This is a genomic window from Halalkalibacter sp. HAAS-P014 (genome assembly GCF_056619965.1).
Map to the genome: position 1 here is coordinate 1 of NZ_JBWQTV010000004.1, position 17,793 is coordinate 17,793.

Annotated in this window: 17 protein-coding genes; 16 read left to right on the forward strand and 1 reads right to left on the reverse strand. The window is 39.0% G+C overall.

What is annotated here, in order from left to right; all coding sequences use genetic code 11:
• The first annotated feature begins 114 nt into the window (after positions 1-114).
• From fmt to spoVM, 8 genes are all read left to right on the forward strand, one after another.
• A complete protein-coding gene (fmt, locus tag AC1FXZ_RS03665) occupies positions 115-1,065 on the forward strand; it encodes a methionyl-tRNA formyltransferase (protein ID WP_480051111.1) in 951 nt (316 codons plus the stop codon).
• On the forward strand, positions 1,058-2,395 hold the full coding sequence (gene rsmB, locus AC1FXZ_RS03670) for a 16S rRNA (cytosine(967)-C(5))-methyltransferase RsmB (RefSeq protein ID WP_480051113.1): 1,338 nt from the start codon (positions 1,058-1,060) through the stop codon (positions 2,393-2,395). Before fmt ends, rsmB begins: the two co-directional genes overlap by 8 nt.
• 23 nt (positions 2,396-2,418) lie before the next feature.
• Positions 2,419-3,507 (forward strand): dual-specificity RNA methyltransferase RlmN, encoded by a 1,089-nt coding sequence (rlmN, locus tag AC1FXZ_RS03675; RefSeq protein ID WP_480051115.1) that lies wholly within the window; start codon positions 2,419-2,421, stop codon positions 3,505-3,507.
• Between the two features lie 9 nt (positions 3,508-3,516).
• The gene (locus tag AC1FXZ_RS03680) at positions 3,517-4,275 is read left to right on the forward strand and encodes a Stp1/IreP family PP2C-type Ser/Thr phosphatase (RefSeq protein ID WP_480051117.1); all 759 of its coding nucleotides are present in this window, start codon (positions 3,517-3,519) and stop codon (positions 4,273-4,275) included.
• Complete coding sequence (gene pknB / locus AC1FXZ_RS03685; protein ID WP_480051119.1) at positions 4,272-6,299, forward strand: Stk1 family PASTA domain-containing Ser/Thr kinase; 2,028 nt, start codon at positions 4,272-4,274, stop codon at positions 6,297-6,299. Before AC1FXZ_RS03680 ends, pknB begins: the two co-directional genes overlap by 4 nt.
• Positions 6,300-6,382: 83 nt before the next feature.
• Complete coding sequence (gene rsgA, locus AC1FXZ_RS03690) at positions 6,383-7,267, forward strand: ribosome small subunit-dependent GTPase A (RefSeq protein WP_480051121.1); 885 nt, start codon at positions 6,383-6,385, stop codon at positions 7,265-7,267.
• A complete protein-coding gene (gene rpe, locus AC1FXZ_RS03695) occupies positions 7,267-7,932 on the forward strand; it encodes a ribulose-phosphate 3-epimerase (RefSeq protein ID WP_480051123.1) in 666 nt (221 codons plus the stop codon). Before rsgA ends, rpe begins: the two co-directional genes overlap by 1 nt.
• A 396-nt stretch (positions 7,933-8,328) precedes the next feature.
• A complete protein-coding gene (gene spoVM, locus AC1FXZ_RS03700; RefSeq protein ID WP_034629734.1) occupies positions 8,329-8,409 on the forward strand; it encodes a stage V sporulation protein SpoVM in 81 nt (26 codons plus the stop codon).
• Positions 8,410-8,469: 60 nt separating this feature from the next.
• Here spoVM and rpmB read toward each other — a convergent pair whose 3' ends face one another.
• Entirely contained in the window at positions 8,470-8,658 is a 189-nt protein-coding gene (gene rpmB / locus AC1FXZ_RS03705; RefSeq protein WP_332630708.1) for a 50S ribosomal protein L28, read from the reverse strand.
• Positions 8,659-8,876: 218 nt separating this feature from the next.
• Between rpmB and AC1FXZ_RS03710 the strand changes: the two genes are divergently transcribed.
• The 8 genes from AC1FXZ_RS03710 to fabG all read left to right on the forward strand — a co-directional run bounded on the left by AC1FXZ_RS03710 (position 8,877) and on the right by fabG (position 17,522).
• Positions 8,877-9,239 (forward strand): Asp23/Gls24 family envelope stress response protein, encoded by a 363-nt coding sequence (locus tag AC1FXZ_RS03710; RefSeq protein ID WP_034629730.1) that lies wholly within the window; start codon positions 8,877-8,879, stop codon positions 9,237-9,239.
• A 20-nt stretch (positions 9,240-9,259) separates the two neighbouring features.
• Positions 9,260-10,954, forward strand: coding sequence for a DAK2 domain-containing protein (locus AC1FXZ_RS03715; protein WP_480051126.1), 1,695 nt, complete (start codon positions 9,260-9,262; stop codon positions 10,952-10,954).
• A gap of 28 nt (positions 10,955-10,982) precedes the next feature.
• A complete protein-coding gene (locus AC1FXZ_RS03720; protein WP_480051128.1) occupies positions 10,983-11,837 on the forward strand; it encodes a DegV family protein in 855 nt (284 codons plus the stop codon).
• A 241-nt stretch (positions 11,838-12,078) separates the two neighbouring features.
• A complete protein-coding gene (recG, locus tag AC1FXZ_RS03725; protein ID WP_480051138.1) occupies positions 12,079-14,127 on the forward strand; it encodes an ATP-dependent DNA helicase RecG in 2,049 nt (682 codons plus the stop codon).
• A 115-nt stretch (positions 14,128-14,242) separates the two neighbouring features.
• Positions 14,243-14,821, forward strand: coding sequence for a transcription factor FapR (fapR, locus tag AC1FXZ_RS03730; RefSeq protein WP_480051130.1), 579 nt, complete (start codon positions 14,243-14,245; stop codon positions 14,819-14,821).
• Entirely contained in the window at positions 14,821-15,816 is a 996-nt protein-coding gene (gene plsX, locus AC1FXZ_RS03735) for a phosphate acyltransferase PlsX (protein WP_480051132.1), read from the forward strand. Before fapR ends, plsX begins: the two co-directional genes overlap by 1 nt.
• A 15-nt stretch (positions 15,817-15,831) precedes the next feature.
• Positions 15,832-16,779, forward strand: coding sequence for an ACP S-malonyltransferase (gene fabD / locus AC1FXZ_RS03740; protein WP_480051134.1), 948 nt, complete (start codon positions 15,832-15,834; stop codon positions 16,777-16,779).
• Positions 16,779-17,522 carry a 3-oxoacyl-[acyl-carrier-protein] reductase gene (fabG, locus tag AC1FXZ_RS03745; RefSeq protein WP_480051136.1) on the forward strand — a complete coding sequence of 248 codons (744 nt, stop codon included), beginning with the start codon at positions 16,779-16,781 and terminating at the stop codon, positions 17,520-17,522. The genes fabD and fabG overlap by 1 nt, the downstream gene beginning before the upstream one ends.
• Positions 17,523-17,793 lie beyond the last annotated feature (271 nt).

Genomic DNA, 17,793 nt, shown 5'->3' on the forward strand with positions numbered 1-17,793 from the left:
ATCAATCAAAGGCATTGAGCGCAAGCCAATGCGCAACAACTTAAAAATATACATTGATATGCTAGCGCATAAAAAAAGATAAGAGAAGCACTTGTTTAGAAAGGCGGTTATAAAATGAAAATCGTTTTTATGGGAACACCTGATTTTTCTGTTCCTGTTCTTAGGAGTTTAGTAAACGAGGGTTACGATATTGTGGCGGTCATCACTCAACCAGACCGTCCGGTAGGGAGAAAACGTATTTTAACACCACCACCTGTTAAAGTTGAGGCGATGAAACATCAAATTGACGTATTACAGCCAGAAAAAATTCGTGATAAAGAAGAGCTATCAAAGATTCTCGAATATCAACCTGACTTAATCGTTACGGCTGCCTTTGGCCAAATACTACCGAAGGATTTATTAGACTATCCTCGTTACGGGTGTATTAATGTTCATGCATCTCTTTTACCGAAATATCGTGGAGGCGCACCCATCCATCAGGCTATAATCGATGGTGAAAAAGAAACCGGTGTTACGATTATGTATATGGTTGAGAAATTAGATGCAGGTGATATGCTGTCTCAAATAAGGGTATCAATTGAAGAAGATGACCATGTTGGAACGATGCATGATAAATTAAGTCAAGCAGGGGCGAAACTACTGCTTGATACGATTCCTGATTTAATAAATGAAAACCTAACACCTGAAAAACAAGATGAAACTGCTGTAACGTTTGCGCGTAATATTACTCGCCAAATGGAGCTATTGGATTGGACTAGAGACGGAGAAGACTTGTACAATCAAATACGTGGGCTGCATCCGTGGCCTGTAGCCTATACAACATTAGAAGGTAAGCCTTTAAAGGTTTGGTGGGGAGAGAAAGTAGCATTTAATCAAACTGAAAGACCTGGAGTAATTGTACGTATTGAAAAAGATGGGATCGTTGTATCTACCGGTAACAACACTGCCATTAAAATAACAGAGCTCCAGCCATCCGGTAAAAAGAAGATGGATGCAGAATCATTTATTCGTGGTTCAGGGTCGCATTTATCTAAAGGAGTACAGTTAGGAGAATCCAATGAGTAAACCAGTGCGCGAAGTAGCTCTAGAAATTCTACTTCAAATCGAGAAAAATCAAGCATATAGTAATCTTCTGTTAAATCAAACGGTGAAACGAACGAACTTAGACCCGAGGGATGTAGGGTTGTTAACAGAGCTTGTATACGGGACGATTCAAAGAAGAGATACACTTGATTTTTATCTGCAATCGTTTGTAAAAAAAGGAGTTAATTCTTTACAAGATTGGGTTAAAGTTCTTTTACGCCTTTCTGTTTATCAATTAGCTTATTTAGATCGTGTGCCTGAGAGGGCAGTTGTCCATGAAGCTGTTACGATAGCAAAAAAACGGGGTCACAAAGGGATAAGTGGAATGGTCAATGGAGTACTACGATCATTACTGAGAGAAGGCTTTCCATCCATTAACGGTATTGAAGATGAAACAAAAAGGATAGCGCTTGACTCTAGCTTTCCTCTATGGATTGTGAAGCGCTGGATTGACCAATATGGACTGGAAGAGACGGAGGCAATGTGCAAAACAAGCCTCTTACCTCCTGATGTGACCGTTCGTGTTAATAAAGTAAAAGCAACAGTTGAAGATGTGATTGTAAAGCTTGAAGAAGAAGGTCTTATTGTCCAAAGGGGGAATTTGTCACCTGATGCCATTGTCATTGAAAAAGGAAACGTATTTCAAACTAATACATATCAACAAGGATTTGTGACTGCTCAAGATGAAAGCTCAATGTTAGTAGGCAGAGCAGTAGGGGCATTACCTGGTATGAAAGTTGCGGATACATGCGCTGCACCTGGAGGGAAGTCTACTCATATTGCAGAAACAATGGATGATACTGGAACTGTGTTATCGTTTGACTTACATGATCATAAGGTGAAGCTTATTCATGATCAATCAGAGCGTCTTGGTTTAACGTGTATTAAGGCTGAAGCGATGGACGCGAGAAAAATAAAAGAAAAGATCTCTGAACAATTTGATCGGGTTTTAGTTGATGCACCATGTAGTGGATTTGGGGTCATCAGGCGTAAACCAGATATTAAATGGTCAAAAAAAGTAGAAGATATTCACTCAATACAAAACATTCAACTAGAGATTTTACGAGCGGTAGCTCCCTTTGTTAAGCAGGGAGGAAAACTTATTTATAGTACTTGTACGGTAGATAAAGACGAGAATGAACAAAGTGTCGCGAATTTCTTAGCTGAACAGCCGGAGTTTCAACTAGATGATACATTAAAAGATAGACTACCTGAAAAAGTTTTAGGGCGTTATCATGAGGGGATGCTAACAATACTGCCACATGATTTTCAAACAGATGGCTTTTTTATCGCAAGTCTAACGAAAAAATAACTTAGGGTGAAAGGTGTGCGACGATGGAGGAATTAAAACAAACAGTAAAAGTGCCAGATACAGGGGAACTGAAGTCGATTTATTCCTTGCAGTTTGAAGAGTTACAGGATTGGTTAGTTGAGCAAGGGGAACCAAAATTCCGTGCGACGCAAATTTTCGAATGGCTTTATCAAAAACGCGTGTCACAATTTGAGGAAATGTCGAATTTGTCAAAGGAATTACGGGGTAAATTGTCGAATTCTTTTAAGATAACAACTTTAAAAATCATTACTAGGCAAGAATCATCAGATGGTACTGTTAAATTTTTATTTGAGTTACATGATGGTTATTCAATTGAAACAGTCGTAATGCGTCACGAGTATGGTAATAGTGTTTGTGTTACGACACAGGTTGGTTGCAGGCTTGGCTGTACATTTTGCGCTTCTACTCTTGGGGGATTGAAACGAAACCTTGAAGCAGGGGAAATAGTCGCTCAAGTATTAGAATCCCAAAGAGCGATGGATGAAGTCAAAGAGCGTGTGAGTTCGGTAGTGGTCATGGGGATTGGTGAGCCATTTGATAATTATGATGAACTTGTTCCATTTCTAAAAACCATTAACCATGAAAAAGGATTAAATATTGGTGCAAGACATATTACTGTCTCGACAAGTGGGGTTGTGCCAAAAATTTATAAGTTTGCAGATGAGAAAATGCAAATCAATTTTGCCATTTCCTTGCATGCACCAACGACGGAAATACGTAGCAAGTTAATGCCGGTAAACCGAGCATGGCCATTGTCAAAGCTGATGGATTCGATTCGTTACTACATTGAAACAACTGGAAGGCGAGTTACGTTTGAATATGGTTTGTTTGGTGGAGTAAATGATCAAGAAGAACATGCAGAACTACTAGCTGATTTAATTAAAGATATAAAGTGTCATGTGAACCTAATTCCTGTTAACTATGTATTAGAACGTGATTATGTACGCACGCCACGCAATCAAATTTTTGCGTTTGAAAAAGTATTAAAGAATCGTGGAGTCAATGTAACAATTAGACGAGAACAAGGTCATGATATTGATGCAGCTTGTGGACAGCTTCGAGCAAAGGAGCGAAAAGAGGAGACGAGGTGACAGTTGGAAATGGAGTTTACGTTTCGAACGGATGTAGGGAAAGTTCGTGCGCATAATGAAGATAGTGGTGGAGTTTTCAAAAACGAGATAGGAATTCTCGCTGTCGTAGCTGATGGAATGGGGGGGCATCGTGCTGGAGATGTTGCTAGTGCGATGACTACAGATTACTTCCGTGATACGTGGGAAAACGAAACGAAAATAGAGTCTGTTGTTGATGCAGAAAAGTGGCTTGTTGACCAATTTGAGATATTGAATGAGCAATTATTTTTGCATGCTCTAGACAATGAAGAGTGCCGAGGTATGGGGACTACACTTGTTGTGGCTCTGTGCACAGAAGAATTCATTTCTATTGCGCATATTGGTGATAGTCGCGCCTATATTTACAATGAGTTTGGCTTTCAGTTAAAAACATCTGATCACTCTCTTGTACAAGAGCTTGTTCGTAATGGCCAAATTTCTGAAGAGGAAGCAGAGCACCACCCTAGGAAAAATGTTTTGCTGCGAGCATTAGGCACTGAGCGAGAAATTAAAATAGATGTGACAACATTACTAGTGGAAGATGAACAACAGATCTTATTATGCTCAGATGGATTAACGAATAAAGTATCGGCTGAAGAATTAAAAAGTTGTTTGCAGGAATCAGGTCAACTATCATTAAAAGCTGATCAACTAATTAGTTTAGCTAACGAGCGCGGTGGCGAAGATAATATAACAGTTGCTCTTATCCATTATCATAAATTGATAAATAATCGGAGTTCCTCGCAATGATTGGACAACGAATTAGTGGTCGCTATCAGATTCTTGAAACAATAGGTGGCGGTGGGATGGCGAATGTTTATAAAGCGCTCGACGTCATTCTTGACCGTTATGTTGCTGTTAAAGTATTGCAACCACAATTTTCGGATGATGAACAATTTATAAAGCGTTTCAGAAGGGAAGCACAGTCTGCCACAAGTCTCGCTCATCCTAATATTGTTAATATCTTTGATGTTGGTGAAGAGGAAAGTACGTACTACATAGTAATGGAATATGTCGAAGGTCAAACATTAAAGGAGTTAATTCAAGCTCGAGGTCCAATTCCGGTTGAAGAAGCAATTGATTACATGCAACAAATGCTTGCCGCTCTAGAGCATTCTCATGCTAATCATATAATACATCGCGATATTAAGCCACATAATATCTTGATTGGAAACGACGGCATTTTAAAAGTTACAGACTTTGGAATAGCACGAGCCATTTCAGCGGCTACAATCACTCATACAAATTCAGTAATGGGCTCTGTCCACTATTTATCTCCGGAACAAGCACGGGGTGGACACGTAACGTATAAGTCAGACCTTTATTCACTTGGTATTGTATTGTTTGAAATGGTAACAGGAGAATTACCGTTCCAAGGAGATACGGCTGTTTCTATTGCAATCAAGCATTTACAAAATGATGTGCCATCAGCTAGGGAGAAGGTACCATCTTTACCTCAAAGTGTAGAAAATGTTATAAGAAAAGCAACTACAAAAGATCCGATCCAGCGCTATGAAAATGTTCAAGAAATGGAAGAAGATGTAGCGACAGTTCTAAACCCTGAGCGTGTCAATGAACCACCATTTGTTCTAAGTAATGAGGATGAAGAAGTGACAAAAGCGATTCCGATCATTCGTGAACATGATACGACTGATTTAGAAAAAACTGTTGAGGTCACTCCGGCAAAAATGTCAACGATTAAAGTTGAAGAACCGAAAAAAACGGGTAAGGATACTGAGCCAGAACCAAAGAAAAAAGGAAAGAAATGGATTGCAATCTTAGTTCTTATAGCCTTTTTAATTACGGGGGCGACAGTAGCGGCTTTTGCCGTTATACCAGGTATTTTTCAAGTTGGTGAGGTAGAGGTACCTGATGTGATTGAGCTCCCATACGACGAAGCAGAAGAAATGTTAGTCGGGTTAAAACTAAGGGTAGAGAGGGAGGATGTTCCTGATGATACTATTCCTAGCGACCATGTCGTTAGGCAAAATCAAGCACCAGGTTCTATGGTTAAAGAAGGCTCTATCGTTCGCTTATTTGTTAGTGAAGGTCAGGAGGAAATTGAACTTATCGATGTAATAGGAATGCCCATTGAAAGAGCTGAGTCTCAGTTGAGAGAGAGGGGATTTTCCGTAGAAACATCTGAAAGGGAAACTGATGAAGAGCCTCCAGGCATTGTCCTTACTCAATTTCCTGGTGAAGGAACTTTAGTTGTAGTAGATGAAACAACAGTGCAATTGACTTATAGTACAGCCCGTCCAATTCAATTACGAGATCTTCAAGGGATGGAAGAATCGGCTGTTAAACTATATTTAGCTGAAGTGGGTTTAAATGTTAATTTAGATTATTCTCATTCTAACTCTATTCAAGCAGGAAGAGTGGTTAGCCAATCTCCTTCTCCAAATGCAATGGTTGATAAAGGAGAGACGGTTAGGGTTGTGATATCTGAAGGGCCAGAACCACGACCTGAACCCGAACCCGAGCCCGAGCGTCCTCGGGACGAAGAGCCAGAACAGCCAGAAGAAGAACCAACTTCTTTATTCGAAGTGACATTTGAAATTCCTGAAGATATAGACGTAAAAGGATCAGATAACATTCGGATCGTTTATAGGGATGTGACAACGGATGGAGAAGACCAAGTTTTGATTGATACAAATGTGAAAAATGTTAGGAAATATCCGATAGAACTTAGGGTCAGTCCATCACAGCCGGGTTCTTTTGATGTCTATATTAATGATGTTCATGAACATCAATCAAAATCCTATACGTATTGATTTACAGTAAGTTGATAAGCTCCTATCTTAGGTAGTGAGCTTATCGTTATGTTTCATAGATTTGACCTATTAGGAGGTATTGAATGGCAACAGGAATGATTATAAAAGCATTGAGTGGTTTTTATTACGTTCAAACAGAAGAGGGCGTATTTCAATGCCGTGGAAGAGGGAATTTTAGAAAACGTCAAATTAAACCATTAGTGGGAGATCAGGTAGAATTTGAAGCGGAAAATAGAACGGATGGCTATATCCTCGATGTATTTGAGCGAAAAAATGAACTTGTTCGCCCACCTATAGCAAATGTTGATCAAGCATTGTTAGTCTTTTCGGCGCTGGAACCGGACTTTAGTCCTTTGCTTCTTGATCGATTTCTAGTTCATATTGAAGCAAATGACCTTATGCCACTCATTGTAATCAGTAAAGTAGATCTACTTAGTAATCAATTGCGTACGGAAATTGAAAAGTATAAACAATTGTATGAAGGCATTGGTTACAACGTTTTATTAACATCGACGCTAGAGGCTCAAGGGATTGATGATATCATTCCATATTTAGAGGGTAAAGTTAGTGTAGTTGCAGGACAGTCTGGAGTAGGGAAATCATCATTATTAAATCGCTTAAAACCTGAATTGAACATTGAAACAAATGAAATCTCAACGCACTTAGGAAGAGGAAAGCATACAACAAGGCATGTGGAACTGTTGAAGATTGGGGACGGACTAGTAGCTGATACGCCAGGATTTAGTTCCCTTGACTTTATAAATTTAGAGGCAGAAGACCTATCGTTATGTTTTCCTGAAATGAATGAACTTGCATCGGACTGTAAGTTTAGAGGGTGTACGCATACCTCTGAACCTAAATGTGCTGTTAAGGCAGCTTATGAAACAGGAGACGTTAGTAGTTTAAGAATGAAACATTATTTGCAATTTTTAGACGAAATAAAAAGTCAAAAAAGGAGATATGACTAATGATCAAGATTGCACCATCAATTTTATCAGCAAATTTTGCAACACTAGCTGAAGATATAAAAGATGTCGAGCAAGGGGGAGCTGATTATATCCATATTGATGTTATGGACGGCCACTTTGTACCGAATATCACAATTGGTCCATTAGTAGTTGAAGCGATACGTCCTGTAACGAATTTACCTCTAGATGTGCATTTAATGATAGAAAATCCGGATCAGTATATCGCGCAGTTTGCTAAAGCTGGAGCAGATATTATCTCCGTTCATGTTGAAGCGTGTCCTCATTTACACCGGACGATTCAGCTTATTAAGGATCAAGGTGTGAAACCAGGAGTGGTGTTAAATCCGGCGACCCCAATTGAAATGATTGAACCAATTATAGATGAGGTAAATTTAGTGCTACTCATGACCGTAAATCCTGGATTTGGAGGACAAAGATTTATAAATTCGGTTTTATCGAAGATTGAAAAAGTTGCAGAACTTGTTCAAAGTCGGGGGTTAAGTGTAGAAATTGAAGTGGATGGGGGAGTTAATCCTCAAACGGCAAGAAAATGTGTGGAGGCAGGAGCAAATGTATTAGTAGCTGGTTCGGCTATTTATAATCAAGAAAACCGTGCTTTGGCAATAAAAGAAATAAGAGGAGAAAGTTCAAACAACATGCGTTAAAGTATGTTGTTCTTTTTATATGATATAAATATAAATTAAAGAGAGAGCTGTAACCTAGAAGGTTGAAGCTACGAGCGCTCTTTGTATTTTCATTCTTTATGAACATTCTTTCTGCATAGACATATATTGAGGTATAGGGCATATGCATAATGATAAAGAGACAAGAATATTTGCTCGAGGAAAGTAATGGGATATGACGTAATTAAAAAATAGGTATAGTTTGTCGTATCTTCATATATAAGTTTAAGAGGGCAATTATTTTTTATCCTTATCATTGATTCTTGTCTAAACAAAATGGCTTGATGGATAGGGGCGACTTCGCTTCACGTCCTATGGTCGTGAGTCAAGTTTCTTTAACATTATCCCCGTGGCTATTCACGTTGAGGAGGAGGAGCTATGAAATTCTACACGATCAAGCTGCCTAAGTTTTTAGGTGGGTTTGTCAAGGCGGTACTGAACTCATTAAAAAAAGGGTAAAACAAAAAAGCACCGGACAACGGTGCTTTTTTGTAAAGTTATAAAACTCAGTTTTATAACTTAAACGCGCTCAACTTTACCAGACTTAAGTGCGCGAGTAGATACGTATACGCGTTTTGGCTTACCGTCTACTAAAATACGTACCTTTTGAACGTTTGCACCCCAACGGCGCTTCGTTTTATTAAGTGCGTGAGAGCGCTTATTTCCACTACGAGCTTGTCTTCCTGTAATATAACATTTACGTGCCATTATATGCACCTCCTTAATCCAATACAACACTTGAAATCATACTTGAATATAGTAGCATAGCCCCTCGTATAATGCAATAGCTTCGTAGAAACTTTATCAAGCAATCTTGCTTGACACATTCTTTAAAAGCTGAGATTCAATTACGCTTTTAAATTCATGTATAGTATAGTAAAATGGTTAAAATGAATCAAGTTTGTCTTCGAGAGGGAGGAATGGAAATGTCAATTGAAATGAAAACTCAGCTAGGTGTTGTTGATGTATCAAAAGACGTAGTGGCAACAATTGCTGGTGGAGCAGCCATTGACTGCTATGGAATTGTTGGTATGGCTTCTCAAAAGCAATTGAAAGATGGCCTTACTGATTTACTTGGAAAAGAAAATTTCCGTCGTGGCGTCGTCATTCGTGAAGATGAAGAACAAATTCATATTGATATGTACATTATTGTTAGCTATGGAACAAAAATTTCTGAGGTGGCTTACAACGTACAAACAAAAGTAAAATATCAACTAGAACAAATGTTAGGGCTTGATGTTGATTCCGTGAACATCTTTGTTCAAGGTGTCCGCGTCACGAACCCGTAAGCACGTGTTAGGAGGAACTGTTGGTGGCAAAACAAATTGAAGGTAAACAGCTTGCTACTATGTTTATTGAGGGAGCTGCTAATTTATCGAGGAATGCAAAGGTGGTCGATGCGCTTAATGTATTCCCCGTTCCTGATGGAGATACAGGAACGAATATGAATTTATCGATCACTTCAGGTGTTAAAGAGGTAAAGCAAAATGTACATGATGACTCGAGTAAGGTTGCGGCTTCTTTTGCAAAAGGTTTGCTAATGGGGGCCAGAGGGAACTCAGGAGTCATTCTTTCACAATTATTTAGAGGTTTCTCAAAACACCTTGAAGGCAAACCTCGAATCAATGCGATTGACCTTGCTCAAGCTTTTGAACGTGGAGTTGAAACGGCTTATAAAGCAGTTATGAAACCTGTTGAGGGGACGATTTTAACGGTTGCAAAAGATGCAGCAAAACATTCCTTGAAAATCGCGAGAAAACACGAGGATGTTCTTTATGTTATGGAAGAGACGGTAAAAGAAGCCAACGCTTCTTTAAAACGTACACCAGAGTTATTACCTGTTTTAAAAGAGGTTGGAGTAGTGGATTCTGGTGGGCAAGGGCTAGTGTATATTTATGAAGGGTTTCTTGCCGTTTTAAAAGGGGAAAAAATTGCTGATACACAAGCTGCTGATGAGATCTCAATGGATAATTTGGTGAAGATTGAACACCATAACGCACAAAGTCATATGGCAACAGAAGATATAGAGTTTGGCTTTTGTACGGAAGTAATGGTCCGTATTGAGGAAGAGAAAACAAAAAAATATCCATATGTTGAGTCGGACTTTAGAGGAGAACTTAGTAAGTTAGGTGATTCCCTATTAGTTGTTTCAGACGAGGACCTTATCAAAGTACATATCCATGCAGAACAGCCAGGAGAAGTATTAACGAAGGCACAACGCTATGGAGAACTTATTAACATAAAGATCGAGAATATGCGAGAACAGCACACGCATCTCCTTGATGAAACAAAGGCTGTATATGAAAATCGTCCAAGTAACCAACCATCTGAAAAGAAACAGGAAAAGAGTGAATTTGGTATTGTAACGGTTGCAATGGGAGATGGCATTGCTAAACTCTTTAAAGGTTTGGGTGCTGGCGTTGTAATTGAAGGTGGGCAAACGATGAACCCTAGTACCGAAGACATTGTTAATGCGATTGAAGAAGTTAATGCAGAAAAGGTGCTTATTTTACCGAATAATGGAAATATCATTATGGCTGCAGAACAAGCAGCAGAAGTTATAGGTGAAAAGGCTATTGTAGTACCTTCTAAAACGGTACCACAAGGACTTGCAGCATTGCTTTCATTTAACCCGACACAAGGATTAGAAGTGAACGCTGGAATGATGAAAGATGCGTTGTCTACTGTGAAATCGGGTCAAGTAACATATGCAGTTAGAGATACTAATATTGATGGTATCGATATCAAGAAAGACGATTTTATGGGAATAGTAGAGAAAAAAATTGTTAGCTCAGGTGCAGACGTTCTCGAGGTGACAAAAAATCTTATCAATCAAATGGTAGATGAAGAAAGTGAAATTGTGACATTGTTACAGGGTGAGGATGCAACTGAACAGCAAACAAATGAACTTGAACGTTTTATGGAAGAGCAATATCCGGATGTTGAAGTTGATGTGCACTCAGGTAATCAGCCACTTTACTCGTATATTATTTCAGTTGAGTAAAGTTAGAACGAGTAGAGGAGGGTTCTAAGTGCAAAATGTAAAAATAGTCACGGATAGTACGGCAGATATACCTTCCACATTAGTAGATCAATTAGGTATTACTGTTGTACCTTTAAATGTTATTTTCTCTGAAACTGAGTCGTATGAAGACGGGGTTACATTAACATCTAATCAATTTTATCAAAAAGTTAGAGAGTCAAATACCATCCCCTCAACGTCACAGCCAACGCCATACCAATTTGAGGAAGTATACCGTTCGTTATTAGATGACGAAAAATGTGACATTCTTTCTATTCATTTGTCATCGAAACTAAGTGGAACTTATCAAGCTGCTACCATTGCTAAGCAATCGATGGATGAAGGAGATCTCGTTCATCTAATTGATTCGAAAAGAGCATCTTATGCAATTGGAATCATAGTAGTTGAAATTGCCCAATTAGCAAAAGAAGGCCACTCTTTACAAGAATGTAAAGCAAGGTTGGACGAATTGCTGCGTGACACAAATGTGTTTTTTATGGTAGATACGTTAGAATATCTTCAAAAAAATGGGCGTATTGGGAAAGCTTCTGCTATGATTGGTTCCATGTTGAAAATTAAACCAATTTTGTCTTTAACAGAAGAAGGAGAAGTTTACCCTTTTGAAAAAGTTCGTGGACAGAAGAAGGCATTAAATCGAATCATTGAGATTTTAAAAGAAAAGTATGGCACTGCACCTGTTCATGTTGGCATTTCACATGCTGTGAATGAACCGTTAGCTGAGGAAATACTAGCTAGAATAAAAGAAGAATTTGATGTTAAAAGTGATGTCATTACATCGATTGGAGCTGTTATAGGTTCTCATGTAGGACCAGGTACTGTTTCGATAGCTATGACAAAAGTTTGATAAAATTAAAAAAAGAGGGTGACTCTCCTTTAGCTGTTTACTTCTAGTGGGCAATATAATCTATATTGCGATTGCTAGTTGTATATCGAAGAGAGTTACCTTCTTTTTTTTCAAGTAGAGGCTAAGGGAGTATCATTGGATAAAACATTCATATCAGATACTAAGTATAACGAATTAATACATGTAAGGAGGAGGACAGTGGCACAGATCATTGTATTGGAAGCGTGTCACTTCAAAAGGAATGAGTAATGTAATGAAACGACCTGTGTTAGATGTGAATGGAATAGGAGAAGAAACAGCTAAGCAACTACAAGCCTTGCGAATTTTTACTGTAGGGGATTTGCTTGAACACTTACCATTTCGTTATGAAGATTATCAATTGAAAGATTTACATGAAGTGAAGCATGAAGAACGTGTGACGGTTGTTGGTAAGGTGCAAAGTGAAGTGTCAGTCCGTTACTTTGGTAAAAAGAAAAATCGACTCTCTTTTCGCTTGTTAGTTAATCAGATACTTGTCACGGTTACTTTTTTTAATCGAGCTTTCTTAAAAAATCAGATTTCAATTGGAGCAGAAATAACTGTTACAGGAAAATGGGATCAACATAGAATGACGATTACAGGAAGTGAATTTCGCAAAGGACGTGAAGAAAGAGAGCAAACAATATCTCCCATCTATTCTGTTTCGGGAAAGTTAACAACGAAATCAATTCGTAAATTTATCTACCAAGCAATGAATCAATATGGATCAGAAATTCCTGATATTCTTCCACCTGAACTGTTAGAAAAGTATAAATTGCCAACAAAGAAACAGACGATATCAAGGTTGCACTTCCCACCCAATGCAGAGTCAATGAAGCATGCAAGAAGAAGAATGGTGTATGAGGAGTTTTTGTTGTTTCAATTAAAAATGCAAGCATTTAGAAAGGTGAATAGAGACAGGTCTAATGGGAGAGCTCTTGTCGTATCTCACAAAGATATTGATGAGTTTGTCAAGCAGCTCCCGTTTCCATTAACAGGTGCCCAAAAGCGTGTTGTTGATGAAATAATGAATGATATTCAATCGGACTATCGTATGAATCGATTATTACAAGGGGATGTGGGATCTGGTAAGACGGTTGTTGCTGCTATATGTATGTACGCTGTTATTCGTGCTGGTTTTCAAGCTGCGTTAATGGTTCCGACTGAGATTCTAGCAGAACAACATGTTCAATCTTTAAAAGAGTTACTGGAGCCATTAGGTGTGTCAGTGGAGCTGTTATCTGGGTCCGTTAAAGGGAAGAAGCGTTTAGAAAAACTGTCTAAGTTACAGAGTGGAGAATTATCATTAGTTGTTGGAACCCATGCTTTAATTCAAGACGATGTGCATTTCCGTAAACTTGGTTTAGTTATTACAGATGAACAACATCGCTTTGGAGTTGAACAACGCAGGGCTTTGCGTAATAAAGGGGAAAATCCTGATGTCCTTTTTATGACTGCAACTCCTATTCCTAGGACATTAGCGATCTCTGTGTTTGGAGATATGGATGTTTCGGTTATTGACGAACTGCCTGCGGGGAGAAAGTCTATTGAGACTTACTGGGCTAAGCCGGATATGTTAGATCGTGTGTTGGACTTTATAAGAAAAGAATTGGATGCTGGTAGACAAGCGTATGTTATTTGCCCATTAATTGAAGAATCTGAAAAACTTGATGTTCAGAATGCTATTGATGTACATATGATTCTTGAACAGCATTATAAAGGTATTTGGAAGGTTGGTTTAATGCATGGAAGACTTCATGCCTCGGAAAAAGAAGATGTTATGGAATCTTTTAGTGCCAATGAAACACAAATTTTAGTTTCAACTACCGTTGTTGAAGTTGGAGTAAATGTGCCGAATGCAACGATTATGGTCATTTATGATGCGGAACGTTTTGGACTATCGCAGCTCCATCAGTTGCGAGGAAGAGTTGGACGTGGAGAGGCACAATCATATTGTATCTTGCTAGCGGATCCAAAATCTGAAGTTGGCAAGGAACGAATGAAGATTATGACTGAAACGAATGATGGATTTGTTCTTTCTGAACGTGACTTAGAATTGAGAGGTCCTGGAGATTTTTTCGGGGCAAAACAAAGTGGTCTTCCTGACTTTAAGGTTGCTGATGTAGTCCATGATTACCGTGCTCTAGAAGTAGCGAGACAAGATGCAGTAAAAATGATTAATTCTGAACAATTTTGGACGGAAATGAAATTCGAAGGTTTACGAAATTACATCGACGAGCAAGGTGTAATGAATGGTCAAAAAATTGATTGACTATTGAAATTAGGAGAGAGCAATTATATACTACTCTTAGTACCTAGTCATATAAGGAACGGTAATCAACGGTTACTAAACTAGTTAGAATTAAGTAAAGTAGGCGATAAATGCCATGAAACTAAAAAAGAAAGAACGACAAGCGCTCTTAAAAGAGACGATAGAACAAAACCCATTTATGACTGATGAAGATCTTGCAGACCAATTTTCTGTTAGTATTCAGACCATTCGTCTAGACCGTCTGGAATTATCAATACCAGAATTACGAGAGAGGATTAAAGGCGTGGCGAGGAAGCAACTAGATGATGTCAAAGCGCTTTCGCCTGATGAAGTGATCGGAGAAATTGTTGATTTACAACTTGATGAACGAGCTATTTCCATATTAGATGTCAGGGAAGAACACGTTTTTACACGTAGTGGAATCGCACGAGGACATCACCTTTTTGCACAAGCTAACTCACTTGCTGTTGCAATTATCAATGACGAAATGGCACTAACCCAAAAAGCTACGATTCGTTTCACAAGACAAGTTCAAGCTGGGGAAAGAGTGATTGCGAAAGCAAGAGTGACTAATATTGAAAAAGAGAAAACAGCTGTTGAAGTGAAAAGCTATGTTGAAAAAGAGCTTGTTTTTTCGGGTGAGTTTATTATGTTCCGTACAAATGATAGAGAGGCGAAAAGGAGAGAGTCATAATGAACATATCAATAGATGCTATGGGAGGAGATCGTGCACCAAAAGCTCAGGTCGAAGCAGCCCAAAAAGCGATTCAAACGTTTCCAGAATTGAATATTACATTGGTAGGAAATGAACAAAAAATTAAAGAACATATAACAAATGAAAAGAATATTACGGTTTTACATACTACGGAAAAAATAGAAGATTCAGATCAACCTACAACAGCTGTACGCAGAAAAAAAGATTCTTCAATGGTTCTAGCAGTCAGGGAAGTAAAGGAAGGCCGAGCTGATGCTTGTATATCAGCTGGTAATACAGGTGCATTAATGACTGCTGGCTTGTTACATGTAGGGCGTATCAAAGGGATTGATCGTCCTGCTTTGTCACCGATGTTGCCAACTCTTGACGGGAAAGGCTTTCTCCTGCTTGATGTAGGTGCGAATATGGATGCAAAGCCAGAGCACCTCCAGCAGTACAGCATTATTGGTAAGACATACATGGAAATGGTACGTAAAGTAGAAAACCCCCGTATTGGCCTTTTGAATGTGGGGACTGAGGATGGAAAGGGAAATGAACTTACTAAAGCGGCTTTTTCCTTACTTAAATCTAGTGACATAAATTTTATTGGAAACGTTGAGGCGCGCGATCTAATGGAAGGCGTAGCGGATGTTGTTGTTTGCGATGGCTTTTCGGGGAATCTTGTCTTAAAGTCGGTTGAAGGAACAGCAGGAACTTTGTTTTCTTTGTTGAAAAAAGAATTAACGAGTTCTCTTCTAAATAAGCTTGCAGCTGGAGTGCTAAAGTCAAGCTTTAGGGATATTAAAAATCAACTAAGTTATTCGGAATACGGTGGGGCTGGCCTTTATGGCTTGAAGGCACCTGTAATCAAAGCACATGGCTCATCTGATGCGACTGCTGTATTTCACGCAATCCGTCAGGCGAAAGAAATGGTTGAGCATCAAGTTGTTACAATTATTAAAAATGAAGTTGCTAAAGTTGTGGAGAAAGAATAGAGGGGAGTTTTTTTGATGGCTAAAATTGCATTTTTATTTCCAGGACAAGGCTCACAAGCTGTTGGAATGGGGAAAGAATTGATTGAAAAGGAACCAGCGTGTAAAGAGGTATTCGAACGTGCTGACCAAAAATTGGACTATTCGCTAACTGAGATTATGTTAAATGGGCCAGAAGAAACTTTGAGAAGAACTGAGCATACACAACCGGCTTTAGTAACGATGAGTACGGCGGTCTTAAGTCTTCTTCAGGAAGAGAACATTCAACCTGATTTTGTAGCTGGACATAGTTTAGGGGAGTACAGCGCCTTAGTTGCTGCAAATGCACTGTCGTTTGAAGATGCTGTATTTGCAGTGCGAAATCGTGGGTTATTTATGGAGGAAGCTGTTCCTTTTGGTGAAGGTGCAATGTCAGCAGTGCTTGGTTTAGACCGTGATATACTCCAAGAAATTTGTGCAAAAGTCACAGAAACTAATGAACCGGCAGAACTTGCTAATCTAAATTGCCCAGGGCAAATAGTCATTTCAGGTTCGGCTAAAGGTGTAGAATTAGCAGGAGAAAGAGCCAAAGAAGCAGGTGCCAAAAGAGTGATTCCACTTCAAGTAAGTGGACCATTTCATTCTAGTTTAATGAAGCCAGCAGCAGAAAAATTAAAGGGTGTGCTTGACAACATTTCGATTGCAGATGCAAAAGTACCTGTAATTTCTAATGTTGCTGCAAATGGCGTTCAAGAGGCTGCTCAAATTCGTTTGAATCTTATTGAACAAGTATATTCTCCTGTGCTATGGGAGGACACAATTCGAACGCTTATTGATCAAGAAGTAGATGTTTTTGTTGAAGTTGGCTCCGGCAATGTACTGACTGGCCTTGTGCGCAAAGTAGAAAGACGCGCAAAAGTGATTGCAGTAAGTAACCGAGAAGGAGTATTAAAAGTCAAAGAAATGCTAGAAGGAGTGAAGAAATAATGTTACAAGGAAAAACAGCTATTGTTACAGGGGCTTCGCGTGGCATTGGACGAGCAACTGCAATTGAACTAGGCCGTAATGGTGCTAATGTGGTGGTCAATTATGCTGGAAGTCAAGAACGAGCGGAGCAAGTTGTGGCAGAAATTAAGGGACTTGGCGTTGATGCTCTTGCTATTCAGGCTGATGTTGCAGATAGTGAGCAAGTACAAGCGATGGTTAAAGAAACAATTGCGGCATTTGGACGTATCGATATTCTAGTAAATAATGCAGGTATTACAAAAGATAATTTAATTATGAGAATGAAAGAAGAAGAATGGGATGCTGTTATTAATACAAACCTAAAAGGTGTCTTTAACTGTGGGAAGGCAGTAACCAGGCAAATGATGAAACAACGATTTGGTAGAATTATTAATGTTGCCTCTGTTGTTGGGGTATTAGGTAACGCTGGACAAGCTAACTATGTTGCTGCAAAAGCAGGTGTAATTGGGTTAACAAAAACGATGGCACGTGAACTTGCTAATCGAAACATCCATGTAAATGCTGTAGCTCCTGGCTTTATCGCTACGGACATGACCGATGAACTTGGTGAAGACATGAAGGCGCAACTATTAGCTCAAATTCCTCTAGCAGCCTTAGGAAAACCGGAGCACATTGCAAATGTCGTTCGCTTTTTAGCTAGTTCAGATGCCGATTATATGACAGGACAAACCCTCCACGTCGACGGTGGAATGGTCATGCCTTAAAGAGATTTATTGAAAAGGTCGGTTTATACCTTTTCAATAAATCTCGCAGCATTGAGCGAACCCTCCGTAATCTTTAAAGTCTTTAGAGTGAACTTCTCAAAAGACGAACGGAGAGAGAAGCCAATGCAATAAGAAAAAAGGTCGGTTTATACTTTTCAATAAATCTCGCAGCATTGAGCGAACCCTCCGTAATCTTTAAAGTCTTTAGAGTGAACTTCTCAAAAGACGAACGGAGAGAGAAGCCAATGCAATAAGAAAAAAGGTCGGTTTA

What these genes read in the sequence shown, in the direction of transcription:
- fmt (WP_480051111.1), top strand. Translation starts at nt 115, where the DNA reads ATGAAAATCGTTTTTATGGGAACACCTGATTTTTCTGTTCCTGTTCTT.
- rsmB (WP_480051113.1), top strand. Translation starts at nt 1,058, where the DNA reads ATGAGTAAACCAGTGCGCGAAGTAGCTCTAGAAATTCTACTTCAAATC.
- rlmN (WP_480051115.1), top strand. Translation starts at nt 2,419, where the DNA reads ATGGAGGAATTAAAACAAACAGTAAAAGTGCCAGATACAGGGGAACTG.
- AC1FXZ_RS03680 (WP_480051117.1), top strand. Translation starts at nt 3,517, where the DNA reads ATGGAGTTTACGTTTCGAACGGATGTAGGGAAAGTTCGTGCGCATAAT.
- pknB (WP_480051119.1), top strand. Translation starts at nt 4,272, where the DNA reads ATGATTGGACAACGAATTAGTGGTCGCTATCAGATTCTTGAAACAATA.
- rsgA (WP_480051121.1), top strand. Translation starts at nt 6,383, where the DNA reads ATGGCAACAGGAATGATTATAAAAGCATTGAGTGGTTTTTATTACGTT.
- rpe (WP_480051123.1), top strand. Translation starts at nt 7,267, where the DNA reads ATGATCAAGATTGCACCATCAATTTTATCAGCAAATTTTGCAACACTA.
- spoVM (WP_034629734.1), top strand. Translation starts at nt 8,329, where the DNA reads ATGAAATTCTACACGATCAAGCTGCCTAAGTTTTTAGGTGGGTTTGTC.
- rpmB (WP_332630708.1), bottom strand. Translation starts at nt 8,658, where the DNA reads ATGGCACGTAAATGTTATATTACAGGAAGACAAGCTCGTAGTGGAAAT.
- AC1FXZ_RS03710 (WP_034629730.1), top strand. Translation starts at nt 8,877, where the DNA reads ATGTCAATTGAAATGAAAACTCAGCTAGGTGTTGTTGATGTATCAAAA.
- recG (WP_480051138.1), top strand. Translation starts at nt 12,079, where the DNA reads ATGAGTAATGTAATGAAACGACCTGTGTTAGATGTGAATGGAATAGGA.
- fapR (WP_480051130.1), top strand. Translation starts at nt 14,243, where the DNA reads ATGAAACTAAAAAAGAAAGAACGACAAGCGCTCTTAAAAGAGACGATA.
- plsX (WP_480051132.1), top strand. Translation starts at nt 14,821, where the DNA reads ATGAACATATCAATAGATGCTATGGGAGGAGATCGTGCACCAAAAGCT.
- fabD (WP_480051134.1), top strand. Translation starts at nt 15,832, where the DNA reads ATGGCTAAAATTGCATTTTTATTTCCAGGACAAGGCTCACAAGCTGTT.
- fabG (WP_480051136.1), top strand. Translation starts at nt 16,779, where the DNA reads ATGTTACAAGGAAAAACAGCTATTGTTACAGGGGCTTCGCGTGGCATT.